The following is an 18,189-nucleotide window of genomic DNA, read 5'->3' as shown; positions in this document are numbered from 1 at the left end:
ATTTATGCCAACCTACGTTGCCCGTGTTCGGGACTCGCAAGGAAAATCCCGAACAGAAAAAATTGTTGCTGAATCCTTGACGCAAGCTCGTACTAATCTGAGAGATCAAGGATTTGTAGTCCAAGACCTCAAGCAATCTCAAGGATTTCAGCCAGATGTTGCCTTAAAAAAATTCCAGAATTCCTTAGTTAAGGTATCTGTTAAAGACAAGGCGGTTTTTTCCCGTCAATTTGCTGTTTTGATGAATGCGGGAGTTGCGATCGTTAGAAGTTTGGGGGTACTTTCTGAACAGTGTAGTAATACTAAACTGAAACAAGCTCTCGTAGACATTAGCAACGATGTGCAAAGCGGAATGAATCTTTCAGAGGCAATGCGGAAGCATCCTGACTGCTTTGATGGATTATATGTGAGTATGATTCAAGCTGGCGAAGTTGGTGGTGTTTTAGACGAAGTATTGAATCGTTTAGCCAAGTTGTTAGAAGATGTTGCCCGCTTACAAAACCAAATTAAATCAGCATTATCTTATCCAACGGTGGTGGGTTTTATAGCAGTTGCTATCTTTCTCGGTATGACCATTTTTCTGATTCCGGTTTTTGCGAAGATTTTTACAGAAATCGGAACTGAATTACCACCTCTAACGCAATTTTTGATGGATGCTAGTCTATTTTTGAGAAGTCCGAAGGTTTTCGTGCTTATCGGCGCTCTTGTAGGACTGAAAATTGGCTTTACACAATACGGTAAAACTCCTGTTGGTCGCATAACACTTGATCGTCTTTCCCTCAAGATGCCTTTATTTGGTGACTTAATTCAAAAATCTTCGGTTGCCCGCTTTAGCAGAACTTTTGGATCTTTGACTCGTTCAGGCGTACCAATTTTAACTTGCTTGGAAATTGTCCGAGATACATCAGGAAACCAAGTAATTGCTAATGCTATAGATGCAGCCCGCATGGAGATTCAACAAGGAGGCATGATTAGCATTGCTTTACAAAAAGACAAAGTTTTTCCGGCTATGGCAATTCAGATGATTAGTATCGGTGAGGAAACTGGAGAATTAGATGGGATGTTGATGAAAGTTGCTGATTTCTATGAAGATGAAGTTGAGCAAGCAGTAAAAGCACTCACTAGCGTTTTGGAACCAATCATGATTTTGGTACTAGGAGGAATGGTTGGTACAATTTTGCTGGCAATGTATTTACCCATGTTTAAGGTGTTTGAAAAACTGGGATAGAGGATTAAGAGTTAGGAGTTAAAAGTTAGAAATTAAGAGTTATGAGTTAGGAGTGAAAACTCTTGATTGATGGATTTTTAATTTTAAAGTAATTATTTTTATTCTTAACTCTTCAATTCCAACTATAAACTAACTAATTTTTTCTTAACTCCTCATTGGTAACTAATTTACTATGACTGTACAAAAATCTCAGTACGAAGCGAGCTTGGCAGAGTACAGTAATCATCAGGCTGCGATCGCCTTACTAAAGCAACACCGTCCATATTTGGAGATGATTCCCAGTCTCCGCCGTCCAGATGAGAGTGTAATCGCTATCCCTTTACCAATTGTTCGTCTTCGCAAAACTGCCATAACAGAGCCACAAGCAATTTGTTTACCCTGTGATGTGGCACTTTTGATGTGCGATCCAGAGTGGAAAATCAAAACGGGAGTAGAGATTTTAATCTTTATCCATCGTCCCCATGAAGATTTTTCTGATTTGTTAGGACGTTGGCGACAATCCCAAGTTTTTTTAGACAATGATTATGAATGGTTGATGCCTTTCCGCCACAGCCATATTTTGAGTGAGGGAGCTAATAGCATATATCCTTTATTCGTAGTTTTTAGTGAGAGTTCAGAACGTATTCAAAGAGGTTTGGTAGGAGCAGAACTTCCATTTATTATGGAAACATCAAATTTATTAATTGAAGAGAATTATACAGACACTTTTTCTCCAGAAATTCCACCTGCTTAACCAAGGCAAAAGTAAAAAGGCAAAAGACAGAGATAAATTCTTCGTTTTGCCTTTTTACTTTTGTAGAGACGCGATTAATCGCGTCTCTACTTTTTATTTCACAAACTGGGGCATAATTTCCGCAGCGGTAAATATGCCATGAATGCCGCGTTGGTGCAATTGTCTACCAGCTTTGAGATAGCCGAAAGCAGGTCCGCAGACATTGGCTGCCATGCTGGTTTCATCTCCCAAAGTAAAGGTATGGGTGGAAATTTTCCCTTCAAAGGTGCGTCCTGTAACCTTAACGTTGGTGCTAAGAGGTTTTTTAGGATTGCGAGTATCGACTACACCACCAACAGTAACGCGATCGCGCCCCACTATTCCCGCTACCTCTAACATCACATCATCAGCGTGTTCCATGTTCTCTAAGGTAAGCACGCCATTAGTTTTATCTAATAGCGCTTCTACTTCTGCATCAGTCATCGCCCTAGCAGTTTCCACCGTGTAACCAGGCATATGCCCAATATCTTCCCGAACCGTGGCGCGGTAAGCTTCCCAGTTGGCAATTCCTACACCAAAAGTAATTTCTACCTTGTGAATTTCGGCATAGCTTTGGGCGGCTAAAGCGGCGGCGGCGGTTAACAGTCCAGGCGTGGCACCGCATCCTGTCATGTAGGTAATTCCAGCGGCTTGCAGTTCTTCTTTCATCGCCAGTAATTGTTCTACAGCACTGGTGCGCTTGATTGCATCCACTAGCACACCCCGCCAACCGGATTCGATAAACTGCTTGGCAACAGAGGGAATAAAATCATTGGGTAGGTTGGGTAAAGCCAGAAAATAGCCATCTACAGGCTGACTGGTAGCGATTAAATCTTGAATACTGTTATTGCTTAATGTCCCAACTGGCTCTAGATAACCTACTGAGCCTTGGGACTGATAGGTGGCGATGCATTCTTGAGTATTTAAACCTTCAGCGGCGTAAGCGTAGCCTTTTTGATCTGCGGCTGCGACTAAAATCATTTCGCGTTTGGCAGCAAGTAGCTTGGCGGCGGCTTGTCCTAGTCCGCCAAACCCCAGTACTCCGACGCGGATTGTTTTGTTCGCTTGTTCTGTGTTCATAGTCAATTTGTTGAGTTGAGTTAAAAGCCTTTAGCATTCGGCATCTCAGCTTCCGGCTAATAGCTAAAAGCTATGGAGGTTAATTATGCTTCATTATCCTTGGTTCTTCCACTACAGATGCATTTTTTACCAGAAATTATTGCTGAGTGATTTGGGTTTGGGCAAATTTTCACCAGGCATAACGTCAAAAATCTAGAGGACTGGGAACATCACAATCAGCGCGGTTAAGAACATGGGTGTAAATTATTGTTTTACTTCAAAATCCTGTTAGTTATTGAGATTTTGTGTGAATTATAACTTGATAGCCTACATAGTCATAATCAAAAGTATTGGAGTATGGCATTATGGATTTCGTTGATCAAGTCAAAGCCTTTGGATCTACAATCCCTACAAAATTAGGTAGCATCAAGACTGAAGAAGCTACAAAGCACTTCCTGATTATGCCTTTTATTCAGCAAATCTTGGGGTATGACGCCTTTAACCCAAATGAAGTTATGCCTGAATATGATGCAAATGTGGGAGCTAGCACAAATTACAAGCTAGACTATGCAATATTCCAAAACGGTCAACCCGCAATTTTGATTGAGTGTAAACGTTACGGTACTGATTTTAAGAATGATCGTGAATGGAGCCAGTTGTTTGCTTATTTCATGGCAACTGAAGCTCGAATTGCTATATTAACTGATGGAGTAAAATACAAATTTTATGCTGACTTGGAAAAACCCAATAAAATGGATAAAACTCCATTCTTAGAGTTAGATTTACTCAATTTGAATGACTCAGCAATCCGTGAATTGACTAAATTAACAAAATCGGCATTTAATATTGATGAAGCTATTACAGCAGCCTCAGAATTAAAGTATGTCGGTGGTATCAAAGCTCTGCTTAAAAAGCAGGTTGAAGTGCCCAATGATGAGTTTGTTAAATATTTTTTTAAAGATTTATGTCCTGGTAATAATTTCGTAGGGCAATTAAAAAATGAGTTTGTTGGCTATACACAAAGGGCTATTAAAGAATTTATTCGTGAGGAGATTGAAACCCTTTTAGATGAAGCAGCAGGTCGCTCAAAAACGAAGCAAGAATCTGCAACTTCGGAACCAGAAATCAAACCAGAACAGACTATAAAACAACCTGAATTTACAGATGATGAGCGTGAGGGGTATTACATTATTAAGTCGATTTTACGTCAGATATTAGACCCAGCAAGGGTAACATATAAAGATACAGCGAGCTACTGTAATATTCTGCTTGATGGTAATACTTGGAGACCAATTGTTCGTTTTTATTTTAACGATCAAAATAGTAAGAAGTTAGAAATATTCTCGAAAGATGCAAATGGCAGTAAAGTTTCGTATAAAGTCTCTATCAATAACCTCAATGAAATTTATCAGTATGCTGATAAATTCAAAGCAATTGTGGCTGCTTATGAAAATGCTCAAGCTGTTGCTACATAGTTTTCAGCAGCTAAAATACAGGTTAACACACTGAATTATTCTCAAATTTGTCAAAACTTGTGAAGTTAGCTTGGGACGACGTAATCAATTTAGACAACACTACATACTACGATTTAAGCCTAAAATTGCAAAATAAAAGTATAACCATTCTGAGTGCTTGGATTATCGAAGAAGGTTCTGATGTCCCAAGATTAACAACCTGCTATTCACTGTAATATCTGGCTGGAAATCATAAAAGATGACCAAAAATAGAGTCAAGTTGCTGGATGTAGTAGCACTGACAGTTGATCTACCTGAATACAACCTGTACCGTGGTCAAGTTGGTACAGTAGTCGAATTATTAGCTAGCGGCGCTGCATTTGAGGTTGAATTTAGCGATCGCCACGGCCGCACTTACGAATCTATCGGTTTACGCCCAGAGCAAATTATGGTGTTACATTTTGAGCCAGCATCCCCTGATTCACTCCCAGAAATGGTGACTGCTTAAGCGATAGTAGCCAGAGCGGGGCAAGACGTTAGTTTTGTTGCTGCTCAATTACTAGCTAGCGCTCTAGAGTGGGAGTTGCAAGACTCACGGCTATCAAGGGTATTCAGCTACGTCACGCTGCACAGCAAACTCTTGGTGAATCTTCCAATGATAGCGATCGCATATAAACAGATTGAGTGCTTATTTTGACAGTTATCAGCTTGGTAGTAACCAGACCAGGGTCAAAAGGTTTAGGACTGCGATCGCATACACCAATATCTACCTGTGGGTAACCTTTGCAAGAATAGGGACAGGTTAATTGTAATGATAAAGTTTTTCAAGAAATTTTATACTTTTGTAACTCTACTGGCTGGCCATACTACGTATAATGCTTATTTTTAGGACTTTTGGCGCTTACCTAGCACACTCATAGCCTACCTTGACTAATTAATGAGGTTAAGAGACACTAACTAAAGACTGATGTGTGTGATAGCAAAATTAATAATTTTTGTAAAGATTCTGAGATATATATATTGAAAGATGGAACATTAGTTAACAAATGGCAAGTTTGTATCTAAGTAAAAATGTTCCGATGGCTATATTTGTAGCCTTCTGCTAAGGCAGTACAATTCAAACGTACTTATCGTGGTTGGCCAAGAGCATGGAGACATTAGAATTCATAATTTATCCAGATGGTCGGGTACAGGAAAAAGTCACTGGCATTGTGGGTGCTTCTTGCGCTGAGGTTACAGCAGCAATAGAGGCACAGCTGGGGCAAGTACTTAAGCATGAGCCAACCTCAGAATACTTCGCCGCCAAGGTGCAGCAACCGAACGTGGCGAATACCCAAAACACTTACAGCGATTGGTAAGTTTTCACAGTAGTTTAGTGTCATTTAATTCAAACCACCATGTCACACTTTAGCCAAATTAAGACTCAAATCCGTAACCTTGATTCTTTGAAAGATGCTCTGACTGAATTAGGCATAGACTGGAAACCAGGCCCACGCGAAGTACGCGGCTATCGCGGTCAAACTCATCCTGCGGAAGTTAGTATCGAGCAGGAAAATGGCTACGACATCGGCTTTAGATGGAATGGCAAAGAATATGAACTGGTGGCTGACTTGCAATATTGGCAGCAAAATCTTTCTGTGGATGGATTCTTGCGCCAGGTAACACAGCGCTATGCTTACCAAACAGTTATGAAAGAAACTGCTCGTGTTGGCTTTCAAGTCGCTGAAGAGCAAAAAAATGAAGATGGTTCTATACGCCTGGTAGTACAACGCTGGAGTGCGTAATGGCTGATTTTCTGCCTTCGCCGGAAGAACAAGAAGACAACCGTTCCGGTTTGGAACCAGAATTAGGGGGTTTTTTACGGGATGCCCCGGAACGTTCTGGTTTAGAACCGGAATTGGGCGGTGTGCTTCGCCAAAATGGTGTTTATGTAGATGAAATCACCTGTATTGGTTGTAAACACTGCGCTCATGTTGCGCGTAATACTTTTTACATTGAACCAGATTATGGGCGATCGCGAGTGATTCGCCAAGATGGGGACGCCGAAGAAATTATCCAAGAAGCAATTGACACTTGTCCGGTTGATTGCATTCACTGGGTTGATTACACTGAACTCAAAAATTTAGAAGAAGAACGCAAATTTCAGGTAATTCCTGTCGTGGGTTATCCGGTAGAACAGGCAGTTGCTGCTAGCGAACGGCGACGTAAAAAGCAAAAGTTAAAGACCAAAAAATCCCGTTATTAAAATAAAAATTTTAATCGAATTAATAAAGGACTGGTAGAATCAGTCCTTTTATTTTTTGTTATACAGCATATAGCGGTTCCCATTCAGATGCAGTACAACATCTATCGCAAGGTGTAGGGGCACGGCAATGCCGTGCCCCTACAGGTGTATCTCACACTTGTGGGAAAACGCTATAATTCAGAATTCTGACTCCTGAATTCTGAATTAAAAAGAAATTGGAATGGATGCTGTTGTTTGATATTCCTGAAACAGCTTTTTGATAAAAGCTTTTTAATCCAAAATCTAAAATTTCTTTGGTTGCCTTTATTTGAAATTGAGAGGATCGTGTTGTGAAAGCAATTTTTCTACTTTTGCTTCGTCGATTCTAGCGGTTAATTTTCTAGTTTCATGCAGGTCTCTAGTGGTTTTTGCTAAAGTAAAAGTTGAGCCAACAGAAAAAGCTAAACCCATACCCATAAAGCCTTTTACCCAGCTATCTACAGGTAAATTCACAATGCCAAAAGTAGTCATAGAAATAGAAAACACAAAAGCTGCCCATGTTTGAATAATCCAAGCTTGACTGTCTTTTTGATTACCAACTGATTGCATATTTCCTACCTTTTTCGTGAGTAATTAATACTAATTTTTGAAAAAGAATTCTCCAATTAATTATGGAGTAGATTTTTTGTCTCTTTCTTTATAGAAAAGAGGTTTGGGTTAGGTTCCATCAACTCATATTTATGTGAGTTTTAAGACCTGTATTTTCAGTCTTATTTCGGTTAATTGCTGTTAAAAATAATTGTATTCATTGGTAGTTTTACTGCTATCAATAGTCAGACCAGTTTGCTAACTGGACTCAAAAAGCCTAGCTTCAGAGCAATTGGAGCAAATAAAAACTGGCACAAAGTTTGTACCAGTTATAGAAGTGTCAACAAAGGAATGAGTTTACTTATTCATCTGGAAAAGTCTGTACCTTGCCATCAGGACTGAGAACAACTCGAATTCTGACGTTTTGTCCGCGTCTATTGGCGGAAACAAAAGGTTGACCAACTTCCGGCATTCCAGCGCTATCAACGTATTCTCTGGCTGCTTTATTCAGAGGCAAAATTCGTTCAACTGTGCCGTCAACACTGACTAGCAAACTGTATTCTAATGTTTGTCCCAATCCCGCAGGTGGTTGCCAGCGCTTTGTGAGGTATTGTCTGGCTTCTGCTACTTGAGGTGTATCAAATAATGTGCCTGTTGCCACTTCTCTGGATGTAGGGGTTTTGCCTCCGTCTCCTAATTGATCGATAAATGGATTACTATTAGCAGTCCCAGAGGAAGGCAGTTGCGAGGAGGGTTTATTTCTTGCAGAATTTGCCTCTAGGGCACTGATTGTTTCGTCCAGTTGTTGTGATGTTAATGGGGAAGCTTGGGTGGAAGTATTGACACGGGGATTATTGGGTATGGTGTCAAGAGACGGGGGGACTATTGGCGAGGTGTTGGGTGAGAACTTGGGTGTGGTAGAAGATAGATTGGAGGGTAAATTCCGCCTTTTAGGGAGAGCATCAGCTTGGGGATTTGAGGCTGTGAGATTTTGTCCCAGATTTGGTAGTATGGCGATTTCCTGTCCGGGGATTTTACTGGATGGTGCGATGGCTGAATTCTTGGGTGCAGTTGCTGTCGTCCCCTGAGGTATGGGAGGTATGGCCAGTGCATTATTTGGCAATACAGATGGTGCCGTAGACAAACTGGAACCAGTTGATTTTAGAGGTGTTTGGGGCAAACTAGATGCTGGGGGTGGAGGAGTAGAACCGAGCAAATTATCTGCTGGGGTGGTGAGTCCGGGTTGGGGTGTGGGAAAGGTTAAAGAGGGTGAAGGTTGTAGCGCAGTCTTTACCTCTGTTGAATCTGCTGTTTTGGCTGTCTGCTGTTGTTTTTGCCTGATGTTGTTGGCATATTGCCAGGTAACTGGTAAAAAGCCGACGCCTAATACTAATACTGCGGCAATAGGTGCCCAAGCGGGGAAGCTCATATCTGAACTCCTACTGTTGAGAGTTGGTAGTGCTATAACATCGGTTGAGTATTCATCTAAAGCCGTTGCCAAATCGAATAGTTGCAACAAACTCAGTTGAATCACTGGACCAGATGTTTGGTTGGCGAGAGAACCGAGAAATAGATTGTGAGTTAAATAGCTGCTGGGTTCTAAATGTATATTTGCCCCTGGAAGTTGGGTATTAAAAGAATTTAATGTTTTTGTTGATAGTTCTAATTCTGGCTCATCCAGCGCTGTGTTTGACTGTTGGGTACCTGAGAAACTGACCCAAAAGCTTTCTGGAGACTGTTGGAGGAATTGTTGTACATAGCTGGTGACTGCATCACACAAAGCTTCCAGTTGGTTGCGATCGCCCCGAATGGGAAATTTGTGTTCTTCTGGTAGTCGGGGATCGTCAAAACGTAGCTCAAAGCTGAGCTGCTTAAGGACAGTTTTCCCCATCCACCGCGACAAAGGTGAGCTTTGGGCGAATACTTCTAGCGTACAAGTAGGGGGTGTGTAGCGACGAATCACAGTATTTGATAGAGGCATGGCAGGAACTGCGAGGAAGACTATTTGGGATTTTGCGTACTCCTAAGTCGAAGCAAGCTACGCGTAGCGTGTCGGAGATAAAAGTTGAGTCAGTTGCAACTCAGAACTGTAGAAGATTCTTTTGTTTGTGCAAACTGATGTGCAAGGAAGAACCAATGTTGATAGGGCATTGCCCAAGGGCTAGCGATCGTCAAAAGGGTTTCTTGACCTAGCAAACTTACATCGGCGAATTGTGGTTGAGGAATCTCAAATGTCAAATTTAAAATTTTGTAGAACGGTCTATAAGTGCTAGCCAAAGACGGCGATGCCCGCCAGGGGCACTGTAAAAAAGTAAATCTACAAGCAGTTTTAGTGCCAGGTTGGTAAGTAAATCCGTTGAGATTTGCTCGTCCTCTTCCATCCGCTCTTGGTAGGTGTTGCAAAAAGCATCAATATAATCTCCAAGTAAAGCAGCCTGGTGAGGTTCCCGGTTACTTTCTGCCATTTGTTCTAACAAGCCAACAGCACGGCGAATTAATTCCTGGTGCTGTTTGGCTAGGTAGCAGGTGATAAGAACAAGCGATCGCGCTTCTTCTACATCTAGCTTTTTTCGCCCTCCTTGACCTTTGCGTAGGGGATTTGATTGGCGTAGTCGCCATAAAGCTACGCGGTCTGGCACTCTTGACTCTAAATTCAAATCAGTTGCCGCCGAAAGCATAGCCTCAGAACCAATCCCAGTTAAGGTTTCTAGCGCCAACAGCACCAAATCTAATTGGGTTTTGATATTTTCCCATTGGACTGTGTTTGGGGCTGGAAGCTTGATTAAATCCTCCCACTGGGCATTTGGAGTGGCTGAGTTGGTGGCCGAGTGCATAACTTTTAGCATAGGTGATCAAGCTGATGGGGAATGGTGCTGTTACCCATTTTGAAACCAGACTCTCAATAATTAAAGTTGGTTTCCTATAGCTAGAAGCCAGAGGCTTGATCTAGCTTTTGTTTATGTGGTCAACAGCAGGTATCTTTGTCCTACTCTAGATGAAAATTAATTTTCTACAAAGTAGAAAATTATTAATCCTAGTTAAGGTTTACCCGATTTTTGCTACTAGCTCAGTACAAAAGTATAAATAGATAATGTTAAAAACAGCTAATCGCTAATCACCACTGGGCAATTATGCGACAACAACCATTAGTTGACCAAGACGAACTTTGAAATGTTGATTCTTTGGTTAGGGCGATCGCAGCAAGAAACTCCATTGAGTATTATTAACCTAAGCTGCTAAGTAGGTGGGAGTGCGATCGCAGGCAGCCACGCAATAAAATTCCCTCCAGTCAGAAAATTCGGATAGGTCTGATCTTAAATTAAACAGTTGGGATCTATGCTATCATCGACACCTTGTCGAAAGCGATTGGACACTGTGAAGATATTCGCCGACAGATGAGTGATGCATAAATAATCACTACGGCATTGGTTGCAGCAATGTTTCTCTTTTATTTATCAAGGTCAGGCTTGTAACGCATTCCCCACGGATAAATCCGCAGGGCTGTTTCATTCCATTTCAAACAGGATTTGTCAAGATGGTTAGCGAGAAAATTGTAAGTCAGGGTGACGATGAGATGAACATTTAAACATTGAAATATCAGTAAAATAGTTCATTTTCTGGGCACGCTGGTATAGCGTTTCCCGACCTACTGAGATACACCTGTAGGGGCACGGCACTGCCGTGCCCCTACACCTGGGGATATAATGTTGTACCGCATCTGAATGGGAACCGCTATAACGAAATAACCAATTTTTAATTGCTAGAACCCTTGATTTTTAAAGCTCTTTGGGCAATGAAACAGCCCTAGCGCTATGGAGGGCATAGCAGTGTTCTCTACGACATATCTGGTTTTTCCCAAAATACATATTTTGTATTTTGTGTCAATGCGTAAGTCCTAATTTCAATTGGGTGTGGTCGCTGAGTCTTAGCCCAGATGCTCAAACTTTCCTGAGTGGTAGCTGGGATGAAACAATCAACTTTTGGGATATTACTACGGCACAATGTCAGCAAACTTTTAGACCAGCCCGCCCCTACGAAGGCATGATTATTACTTGCTTACTTTTTTAATTCCTTTTGTCATTTCAAAATAAGCGAACAGACAGATTGTACTTAACAGTACCTTTTTTTGTGTTGAATATTTTTAATATTGATAAGAATAGCTTATTTAGTATTAGAGCTTTTTGCTATTTGTACTTATAGCAGTATTTCTGCTTAGTTAAAATCAAATGTTAGCATTGCGGTGTGCTATATAAAACGTATATATGAAAAATCATCCGGAATATTGCTAACTTAGTTAGTAATTTAAGTGAGATTTACTTAAATTAAGAGATAAATTGCCCAATATAAATTTTGTCATCCCTATTCGTGAATGAACTCGGTTAGTTATGCTCCTAGATTTAGAAAGATTTTATCAGGCTTGCAATCCAAGTAGACCTCTAATGATAGGAGATGCAAGCGATCGCCGATATTATATCGATTTTGCGGTGGTGCGGGGTGGCAAAATCATTGAAGCTTTACAGCGTACCATCACTCGCATATCGCCAGATTCACCAACTTGTCAGCTATTTACGGGACATCTCGGCTGTGGAAAATCAACGGAATTGTTGCGCCTGAAAGCTGAGTTAGAAGTGCAGCAATTTCATGTGGTTTACTTTGAGTCTACCCATGTCTTAGAAATGGCAGATGTGGATGTGACTGATGTTTTATTGGCGATCGCTGGTCAGGTAAGTGAAAGCCTAGAAGCGATGAAAATCAGGCTCAAACCTGCCTATTTTACCAAATTGTTTGGCGAAATTGTCGATTTTTTGCAAACACCAATTGAACTGGGAGTTGAAGCCGAGTTATCTGTGGGGATTGGCAAAATTACGGCTAAAACCAAAGAAAGCCCCCAATTGCGACGGCGGTTAAGAGATTATCTAGAACCGCGAACGGCAAATATTTTACAGTCAATTAATCAAGAACTATTAGAACGTGCCAACAAAGAACTCAAAACCAGAGGCAAAAGAGGACTGGTAGTAATTGTTGATAATTTGGATAGAGTGGCAATTCGACCTTTACCATCAGGGCGATCGCTACCAGAATACTTGTTTATTCAACGGGGCGAACAGTTACGCAAACTAAATTGTCATGTCGTCTATACTATTCCTTTAGCTTTGACTTTCTCCAACGATAGCGCCGAACTTCAGCATCGTTTGGGGGGAGGAGTAGCACCAAAAGTGTTACCGATGATACCAGTGCGATTACGTACTGGAGAGATTTTCCCCCAAGGGCTAGCAATGATGCGACAAATGGTGCTAGCGAGAGCTTTTCCCGACATTTTACCTAGCGATCGGTTAGGCTTAATTACAGAAGTGTTTGATAATTTGGAAACCTTAGATCGGTTGTGTCTGATTAGTGGTGGTCATGTGCGCGACTTGCTGGGGTTGTTGTTTGATTGTTTGCGGGAACAAGATCCACCCTTCGAGCGGGAGTGTGTCGAATTGGTGATTCAAAGACAGCGAGATTACCGAGCCAACGCCATTGACCCCCATGAGTGGGAACTCATCTTTCAGGTGGTGCAACAACAGAGGGTCAGAGGTGATATTGAGTATCACACCCTATTGCGGAGTTTATTTGTATTTGAATACCGCGATCGGGAAGGGGCTTGGTTTGCCGTCAACCCAGTTTTAGCAGAAACGCAAAAATTTAAATCATGGTTGAACGACACCCAAAAGCAGATATAAGAGCAAATAACGAGCGGGCACTGCGGAGTTTAGGGAGAGCGATCGCACTTTCTAACGGTCAATTTTCCCTAGTTTTAGTATCCTGCAATTATCGAGTTTTGCAAGAGGAAATGTTGCAACGACTCGAAGAAAGTTCTTCAGGATTATACCACATTCAAAAAGTAGTTTTACCCCACAACGCCAGAAGTCTTTACACAACTATTCATTTACAGTTAGTTACTCGCGATCAACCCCCATCGGCATTGATGATTTTGGGTTTAGAGTCCGTGGATGAACTTGATGATTTCCTCAGATCTATTAATCATATTCGTGATGAATTTCGCAAACGCCATCCATTTCCGATAATTGTGTGGATGAATGATGAAGTTTTGCAAAAAGTGGTACGTTTAGCACCAGATTTTGCGAGTTGGGCGGCGACACCGATTGAATTTGAAATGACAACTCGCTCGTTGCTGGAATTTCTCCAACAAGAAACTGATGCTTTGTTTGCCAGAGTATTGCCCAAGAACACTGCACAACCCCAAGCACCTAAATTTACGGAAAATTATTCTACCCTAGAGCAAGTCTGGGAACATAACTATGAACTGCACTTTGCCATTAGAGAATTACAAAATCGTGGCATTACCTTAGAACCGGAATTGCACGCTAGTCTAGAATTTGTTTTTGGGTTAGATAATTATGTTAGCGATCGCATTAATCTAGCTTTAAATCATTTTCAAAAAAGCTTGCAGATTTGGGAAAAGTTGGTGGAGAGTGGGGATGAGGGGGATGAGGGAGATAAAAACAATATTGCTCCCTCATCTCCCCCTACTTCCTCATCTCCCTCATCTCCCCCTACTTCCTCATCTCCCTTTTCTTCCCCATCTCCCCCCTCTCCCCCATCTCCTCTACTTCTGCGACAGGGAGTTTTGCTGTTTTATATTGGGCTGTGTTGTTGTCGTTTAGCTGAGCAAAATCAAGCAGAAAATCGCCGTCATTGGTTAGCAGCAAAATCTTATTTTCAGCAATGTTTGAATATTTTGCAGATAGCTGGATGTCTAGATATAGTTGCTGAATTTATTAATCAACTCGCTGAAGTTTTGCAAAATCTCCAAGAGTGGGAACAATTGCAAATTGTTGCTCAAAAGTCTTTGGAGTTGCATCAAATTTATGGTAGTCAAATCCAACTTGCTTCTGACTACGGCTTTCTTGCACAAGCAGCTGTGCAGGAATCACGTTGGGTACAGGCGAGTATCTTAGCACATGTGTCACTGCTGAAATTAGGTGAGGCGCAAAAGCAGAATGACCCTTATAACTGTTTATTTCCCTTATTATTAGCACAAATTTACTATTTAATCTTAGCGAAAGCACAGCGTAATTTAGGTGAGCAAGAAGTCGCCCGTGAATATTTAGAAAAGGCGACAAAAGAACTACCAGCAGCGTTAGAATACAGCGCTCATCAATATGATGCCCATCGTTATATTCGTCTGTTGCGGACATTGCGATCGCTTTATTTTGAAGAAGGGCGATATTTGGAAGCTTATTACATTCGTCAGAAACGCCGTTCTGTTGAGCAGCAGTATGGTTTTCGGGCTTTTATCGGTGCCGGACGCTTGCAACCCCAAAGACAGGCGACAAACCCAGCATTAATGTCACCTGCTGGAAGTAGCAGTGTTGCTTTAGAAATTGCAGCTTCTGGTCGAGAACGAGATATTAATAATTTAATTGGCAGAATTAGCCGCGCTGACCAAAAGTTGACGGTAATTCATGGTCAATCAGGAGTGGGTAAGAGTTCTACGGTAACTGCGGGTTTAGTTCCAGCATTGCAAAATCGAGCTATTGGCGATCAAATTGCTGTGCCTGTGGTGCTGCAAGTTTATACAGATTGGGCTAGGGAATTAGGCAAATCTTTAAGTGAGGCGATGTCTCAAATTAAGGTAGAAGAAACTATTGAAGCAGAGGTTTTACCGGACTCTGTTACACCTAGCACTGTCGTCAATATTGTACAACAATTACAAAAAAATGCTGATAATCATTTAATCACAGTTTTAATTTTTGACCAGTTTGAAGAATTTTTCTTTGGATATAGCGATCGCCATCAAAAGCAAGCATTTGATAAATTTATTAGCGATTGTCTCCAGATACCTTTTGTCAAAGTTATTCTTTCTTTGCGAGAAGATTATTTACATCGTTTATTAGACTTTAAACATCTCTCAGCACTGGAAGCGATTAACAACAATATTCTGGATAAAAATATCCGCTACCAGTTAAATAATTTTTCCCCAGAATATGCAAAAGCTATTATCAAAAAGTTAACCGAGCGTTCTCAATTTCACCTAGAACCTGCGTTAATTGATGCCTTAATTGAAGATTTATCCACAGAATTTGGAGAAGTACGCCCCATTGAATTGCAAGTTGTAGGATCGCAAATTCAAGATGAGCGAATTACTACCTTAGAAGAATATCAGCCGTATAGACCCAACAAACTCATTGAACGATATATTAAGGAACTAATAAAAGATTGCGGCACGGAAAACGAACGAGCAGCTTTACTAGTTTTATATTTATTAACAGATGAAAGCAACAACCGACCTTTTAAAACTCGTGCTGAATTAGCCGCGCAGTTAACAGAGTTAGAAGATGCTAGCAAATTAGAGTTAGTCTTAGATATTTTAGTCCGCTCTGGGTTAGTGGTTATTTTTCCCGATGTGCCAGAACGCTATCAACTAATTCACGATTATTTAGTAGACTTAATTCGCCACTTGCAACAACAGGAATCAAGCTTACAAGTACAACTCAACCAGCTACGTCAAAAAGTAGAACAAAGTCAAGCTGAAATTGAGCGACTTAAAAGCGAATTGAGCCAAAAAAAGCAGCGAACCAAATTGATAGATACTCATCCCCAACAGGGATTGGGCTTCTTAACAGAATTGCGGGAATTACAAAAGCGGGAAGAATTAAGTCAATTAGAAATTGAGCAATTGCGAGCTGAACTTAAAGAAAAAGAATTAACAGCTAAACTAGCAGAAAGCCAAGAAAAACAAAGAGTCAGTGAAGCTAAATTAAATCGTTCGCTGAAAATAGCCTTGACTGCTTCTGTGCTGGCGATATTTGGGTTAAGTGTTTCCATAGTTACAGCAATAGATAGCGAAATTAAAACCTTGAGTGTATCCAGTGAAGCTTTATTTGCCTCGCAAAAAGGTATTGATGCTTTAAAGGAAGGTTTAAAAGCAGGGAAAAAATTACAACAAACAATCTGGGTAGATTCCAATACAAAAGAACAAGTGCTGACGGCTCTTTATCAAGCGGTTTCTGGGGTGAGAGAATATAATCGTTTCGACGGGCATATATCTGGGGTAAATAGTGTTATATTTAGCCGCAATAGTTCTTTAATTGCTTCAGCCAGTGCAGACACTACAATTAAACTCTGGCGTCTTGATGGTAGCTTGGTCAAAACCTTGTCGGGACATGAAGATGTAGTCAATAGCATCAGTTTTAGCCCCGATAGTCAAATTATTGCTTCCGCCAGTCAAGATAAGAGAGTGAAACTGTGGAACCAGCAGGGTCAACAGCTTGCGACTCTATTAGGACATCAAGCTGTGGTGAATAGTGTTAGTTTCAGCCCCGATGGTCAACTTATTGCTTCGGCGAGTACAGACAAAACGATAAAACTTTGGACTCAGGACGGTAAATTACTCAAAACCTTAGACGGACATCGCAGTGCAGTTTTGAGTATTGCTTGGTCACCCGATGGACAAAACATTGCTTCCGGGAGTGCTGACAACACCATCAAACTTTGGAATCGAGATGGTGAGTTGCTGAAAACCTTTCCAGGTCATAATGATGCAGTCTTGAGTGTAGCTTGGTCACCCGATGGTAAAACAATTGCTTCCGCTAGTTTAGACCAGACTATCAAATTGTGGAGTTTAGAAGGTAAGTTACTGAGAATCTTATCAGGACATAGTGCTGGAGTTACCAGCGTCAGTTTTAGCCCCGATGGTAACACCATCGCTTCCGCAAGTACCGACGAAACCCTGAAACTTTGGAGTTCCCAAGGTGTGTTGCTTGGCACCCTGAAGGGACATAATAATTGGGTGAATAGCGTTAGTTTTAGCCCAGACGGTCGCACCGTTGCTTCTGCGAGTCGGGACAAAACTATTAAACTCTGGCGTTGGGATGATGTGCTGCTGCGAAAACCCAAAGCCGATAACGATGATTGGGTGACGAGTATCAGTTTTAGCCCTGGAGGTCGCACTTTAGCCGCAGCAAGTCGAGACAAAACTGTAAAACTTTTCAATCGAGAGGGTAAGATACTCCGTACTTTCACTGGGCATCAGAGTCAAGTTTGGGGAGTTAGTTTTAGTCCAGATGGTAAAGTAATTGCCTCAGCGAGTAAAGACAAAACAGTAAAATTGTGGAGTCGGGGTGGTAAATTGCTCCACATCTTACAGGGTCATAATAATACAGTACTGGGTGTAGCTTGGTCACCTGATGGTCAAGTAATTGCCTCAGCGAGTAAAGATAAATCAGTTAAGCTTTGGAGTCGCAACGGTATACTCCTTAACACGTTGCAGGAACATCAAGATGCAGTGAATTGGGTAAGTTTTAGTCCTGATGGCACTCTGCTAGCCTCAGCCAGCGATGACAAAACAGTGAAAATCTGGAGTAAAGATGGTAAATTGCTACAGACATTAACTGGTCATAGCAGGCGGGTAAATGGGGTAACTTGGTCACCTGATAGTCAATTTCTTGCCTCGGTTAGTATTGATAGTACAGTAAAGATTTGGAATCGAATCGGTGAGTTGCTAAGTAATCTTGCTGGGGATGGGGATAGTTTTATTAGTGTCAGTTTTAGTCCAGATGGTAAGACTTTGGCAGCCTCTAGTGACGACAAAGTGAGGATTTGGAACCGCGATGGCACATTGTTGATTGCTTTGAAAGGTTATAAAGATGAGTTAACGAGCATCAGTTTTAGCCCTGATGGCAAGACTTTAGCTGTGGGAAGTGCCAGTGGTACGGTGATTTTCCAGGATTTGGCAGATATTAAACTGGAGAAATTACTGACACGGGGTTGCGATTTGCTGCATGATTATTTGCAGACTAATCAGAAAGTGATGAAAAGTGAACGCGCCTTGTGTTCTGGTGGGTGAAATTATCCCTTTCAAGGTGACTGGTAAAATCTC

General features: G+C 41.3%; 16 protein-coding genes. 11 read left to right on the top strand and 5 right to left on the bottom strand.

Features of this window, described 5'->3' with window-relative positions; genetic code table 11:
- Nucleotides 1-4 precede the first annotated feature (4 nt).
- Together IQ276_RS19005 and IQ276_RS19000 are read left to right on the top strand one after the other, a co-directional pair.
- Nucleotides 5-1,228 carry a type II secretion system F family protein gene (locus IQ276_RS19005; protein WP_190881083.1) on the top strand — a complete coding sequence of 408 codons (1,224 nt, stop codon included), beginning with the start codon at nucleotides 5-7 and terminating at the stop codon, nucleotides 1,226-1,228.
- A 172-nt stretch (nucleotides 1,229-1,400) separates the two neighbouring features.
- Nucleotides 1,401-1,961: a hypothetical protein gene (locus IQ276_RS19000; protein WP_193919616.1), complete on the top strand. Its 561-nt coding sequence runs from the start codon at nucleotides 1,401-1,403 to the stop codon at nucleotides 1,959-1,961.
- A gap of 93 nt (nucleotides 1,962-2,054) precedes the next feature.
- On the opposite strand, the gene bioU is transcribed toward IQ276_RS19000, so the two are convergent.
- On the bottom strand, nucleotides 2,055-3,059 hold the full coding sequence (gene bioU / locus IQ276_RS18995) for a (S)-8-amino-7-oxononanoate synthase BioU (RefSeq protein ID WP_190881081.1): 1,005 nt from the start codon (nucleotides 3,057-3,059) through the stop codon (nucleotides 2,055-2,057).
- Between the two features lie 344 nt (nucleotides 3,060-3,403).
- Here bioU and IQ276_RS18990 point away from each other — a divergent pair, with 344 nt between their 5' ends.
- The 6 genes from IQ276_RS18990 to IQ276_RS18965 all read left to right on the top strand — a co-directional run bounded on the left by IQ276_RS18990 (nucleotide 3,404) and on the right by IQ276_RS18965 (nucleotide 6,737).
- Nucleotides 3,404-4,513 carry a type I restriction endonuclease gene (locus IQ276_RS18990; protein ID WP_193919623.1) on the top strand — a complete coding sequence of 370 codons (1,110 nt, stop codon included), beginning with the start codon at nucleotides 3,404-3,406 and terminating at the stop codon, nucleotides 4,511-4,513.
- A 59-nt stretch (nucleotides 4,514-4,572) separates the two neighbouring features.
- On the top strand, nucleotides 4,573-4,728 hold the full coding sequence (locus tag IQ276_RS18985; protein ID WP_235115795.1) for a hypothetical protein: 156 nt from the start codon (nucleotides 4,573-4,575) through the stop codon (nucleotides 4,726-4,728).
- A 23-nt stretch (nucleotides 4,729-4,751) separates the two neighbouring features.
- Nucleotides 4,752-5,000: a DUF4926 domain-containing protein gene (locus IQ276_RS18980; protein WP_193919625.1), complete on the top strand. Its 249-nt coding sequence runs from the start codon at nucleotides 4,752-4,754 to the stop codon at nucleotides 4,998-5,000.
- A gap of 640 nt (nucleotides 5,001-5,640) precedes the next feature.
- The gene (locus tag IQ276_RS18975) at nucleotides 5,641-5,850 is read left to right on the top strand and encodes a DUF2997 domain-containing protein (protein WP_193919627.1); all 210 of its coding nucleotides are present in this window, start codon (nucleotides 5,641-5,643) and stop codon (nucleotides 5,848-5,850) included.
- A gap of 39 nt (nucleotides 5,851-5,889) precedes the next feature.
- Entirely contained in the window at nucleotides 5,890-6,276 is a 387-nt protein-coding gene (locus tag IQ276_RS18970; RefSeq protein WP_190881077.1) for a DUF1257 domain-containing protein, read from the top strand.
- Complete coding sequence (locus IQ276_RS18965; RefSeq protein ID WP_193919629.1) at nucleotides 6,276-6,737, top strand: ferredoxin; 462 nt, start codon at nucleotides 6,276-6,278, stop codon at nucleotides 6,735-6,737. The genes IQ276_RS18970 and IQ276_RS18965 overlap by 1 nt, the downstream gene beginning before the upstream one ends.
- 303 nt (nucleotides 6,738-7,040) lie before the next feature.
- Here the strand turns inward: IQ276_RS18965 and IQ276_RS18960 are convergent, their stop codons facing one another.
- The 4 genes from IQ276_RS18960 to IQ276_RS18945 form a co-directional block, all read right to left on the bottom strand.
- Nucleotides 7,041-7,325, bottom strand: coding sequence for a YiaA/YiaB family inner membrane protein (locus IQ276_RS18960; protein WP_190881075.1), 285 nt, complete (start codon nucleotides 7,323-7,325; stop codon nucleotides 7,041-7,043).
- Nucleotides 7,326-7,665: 340 nt separating this feature from the next.
- Nucleotides 7,666-9,285 carry a DUF4335 domain-containing protein gene (locus IQ276_RS18955; protein ID WP_235115794.1) on the bottom strand — a complete coding sequence of 540 codons (1,620 nt, stop codon included), beginning with the start codon at nucleotides 9,283-9,285 and terminating at the stop codon, nucleotides 7,666-7,668.
- Nucleotides 9,286-9,374: 89 nt separating this feature from the next.
- Nucleotides 9,375-9,542, bottom strand: coding sequence for a hypothetical protein (locus tag IQ276_RS18950; protein ID WP_193922248.1), 168 nt, complete (start codon nucleotides 9,540-9,542; stop codon nucleotides 9,375-9,377).
- A gap of 2 nt (nucleotides 9,543-9,544) precedes the next feature.
- Nucleotides 9,545-10,150 (bottom strand): DUF3038 domain-containing protein, encoded by a 606-nt coding sequence (locus IQ276_RS18945; protein ID WP_190881072.1) that lies wholly within the window; start codon nucleotides 10,148-10,150, stop codon nucleotides 9,545-9,547.
- A 1,063-nt stretch (nucleotides 10,151-11,213) separates the two neighbouring features.
- Here IQ276_RS18945 and IQ276_RS40975 point away from each other — a divergent pair.
- The 3 genes from IQ276_RS40975 (at nucleotide 11,214) to IQ276_RS18935 (ending at nucleotide 18,156) form a co-directional block, all read left to right on the top strand.
- Nucleotides 11,214-11,372 carry a hypothetical protein gene (locus IQ276_RS40975; RefSeq protein ID WP_373690624.1) on the top strand — a complete coding sequence of 53 codons (159 nt, stop codon included), beginning with the start codon at nucleotides 11,214-11,216 and terminating at the stop codon, nucleotides 11,370-11,372.
- A 317-nt stretch (nucleotides 11,373-11,689) separates the two neighbouring features.
- The gene (locus IQ276_RS18940; protein WP_193922250.1) at nucleotides 11,690-13,027 is read left to right on the top strand and encodes a P-loop NTPase fold protein; all 1,338 of its coding nucleotides are present in this window, start codon (nucleotides 11,690-11,692) and stop codon (nucleotides 13,025-13,027) included.
- Nucleotides 12,997-18,156: a WD40 domain-containing protein gene (locus IQ276_RS18935; protein ID WP_235115793.1), complete on the top strand. Its 5,160-nt coding sequence runs from the start codon at nucleotides 12,997-12,999 to the stop codon at nucleotides 18,154-18,156. The genes IQ276_RS18940 and IQ276_RS18935 overlap by 31 nt, the downstream gene beginning before the upstream one ends.
- Nucleotides 18,157-18,189 lie beyond the last annotated feature (33 nt).

The organism is Desmonostoc muscorum LEGE 12446, from assembly GCF_015207005.2.
In the GTDB taxonomy this organism is placed as follows: Bacteria; Cyanobacteriota; Cyanobacteriia; order Cyanobacteriales; family Nostocaceae; genus Nostoc; species Nostoc muscorum.
The sequence above is the reverse complement of the archived record's forward strand: the minus strand, read 5'-3'. Positions and strand labels throughout refer to the sequence as shown.

Bases quoted from the DNA above. Each gene is read 5' to 3' on its own strand.
- IQ276_RS18960 (WP_190881075.1), bottom strand. From the start codon at position 7,325: ATGCAATCAGTTGGTAATCAAAAAGACAGTCAAGCTTGGATTATTCAA.
- IQ276_RS18975 (WP_193919627.1), top strand. From the start codon at position 5,641: ATGGAGACATTAGAATTCATAATTTATCCAGATGGTCGGGTACAGGAA.
- IQ276_RS18940 (WP_193922250.1), top strand. From the start codon at position 11,690: ATGCTCCTAGATTTAGAAAGATTTTATCAGGCTTGCAATCCAAGTAGA.
- IQ276_RS18955 (WP_235115794.1), bottom strand. From the start codon at position 9,285: ATGCCTCTATCAAATACTGTGATTCGTCGCTACACACCCCCTACTTGT.
- bioU (WP_190881081.1), bottom strand. From the start codon at position 3,059: ATGAACACAGAACAAGCGAACAAAACAATCCGCGTCGGAGTACTGGGG.
- IQ276_RS18980 (WP_193919625.1), top strand. From the start codon at position 4,752: ATGACCAAAAATAGAGTCAAGTTGCTGGATGTAGTAGCACTGACAGTT.
- IQ276_RS18965 (WP_193919629.1), top strand. From the start codon at position 6,276: ATGGCTGATTTTCTGCCTTCGCCGGAAGAACAAGAAGACAACCGTTCC.
- IQ276_RS18970 (WP_190881077.1), top strand. From the start codon at position 5,890: ATGTCACACTTTAGCCAAATTAAGACTCAAATCCGTAACCTTGATTCT.
- IQ276_RS18990 (WP_193919623.1), top strand. From the start codon at position 3,404: ATGGATTTCGTTGATCAAGTCAAAGCCTTTGGATCTACAATCCCTACA.
- IQ276_RS18935 (WP_235115793.1), top strand. From the start codon at position 12,997: ATGGTTGAACGACACCCAAAAGCAGATATAAGAGCAAATAACGAGCGG.
- IQ276_RS19000 (WP_193919616.1), top strand. From the start codon at position 1,401: ATGACTGTACAAAAATCTCAGTACGAAGCGAGCTTGGCAGAGTACAGT.
- IQ276_RS18945 (WP_190881072.1), bottom strand. From the start codon at position 10,150: ATGCTAAAAGTTATGCACTCGGCCACCAACTCAGCCACTCCAAATGCC.
- IQ276_RS19005 (WP_190881083.1), top strand. From the start codon at position 5: ATGCCAACCTACGTTGCCCGTGTTCGGGACTCGCAAGGAAAATCCCGA.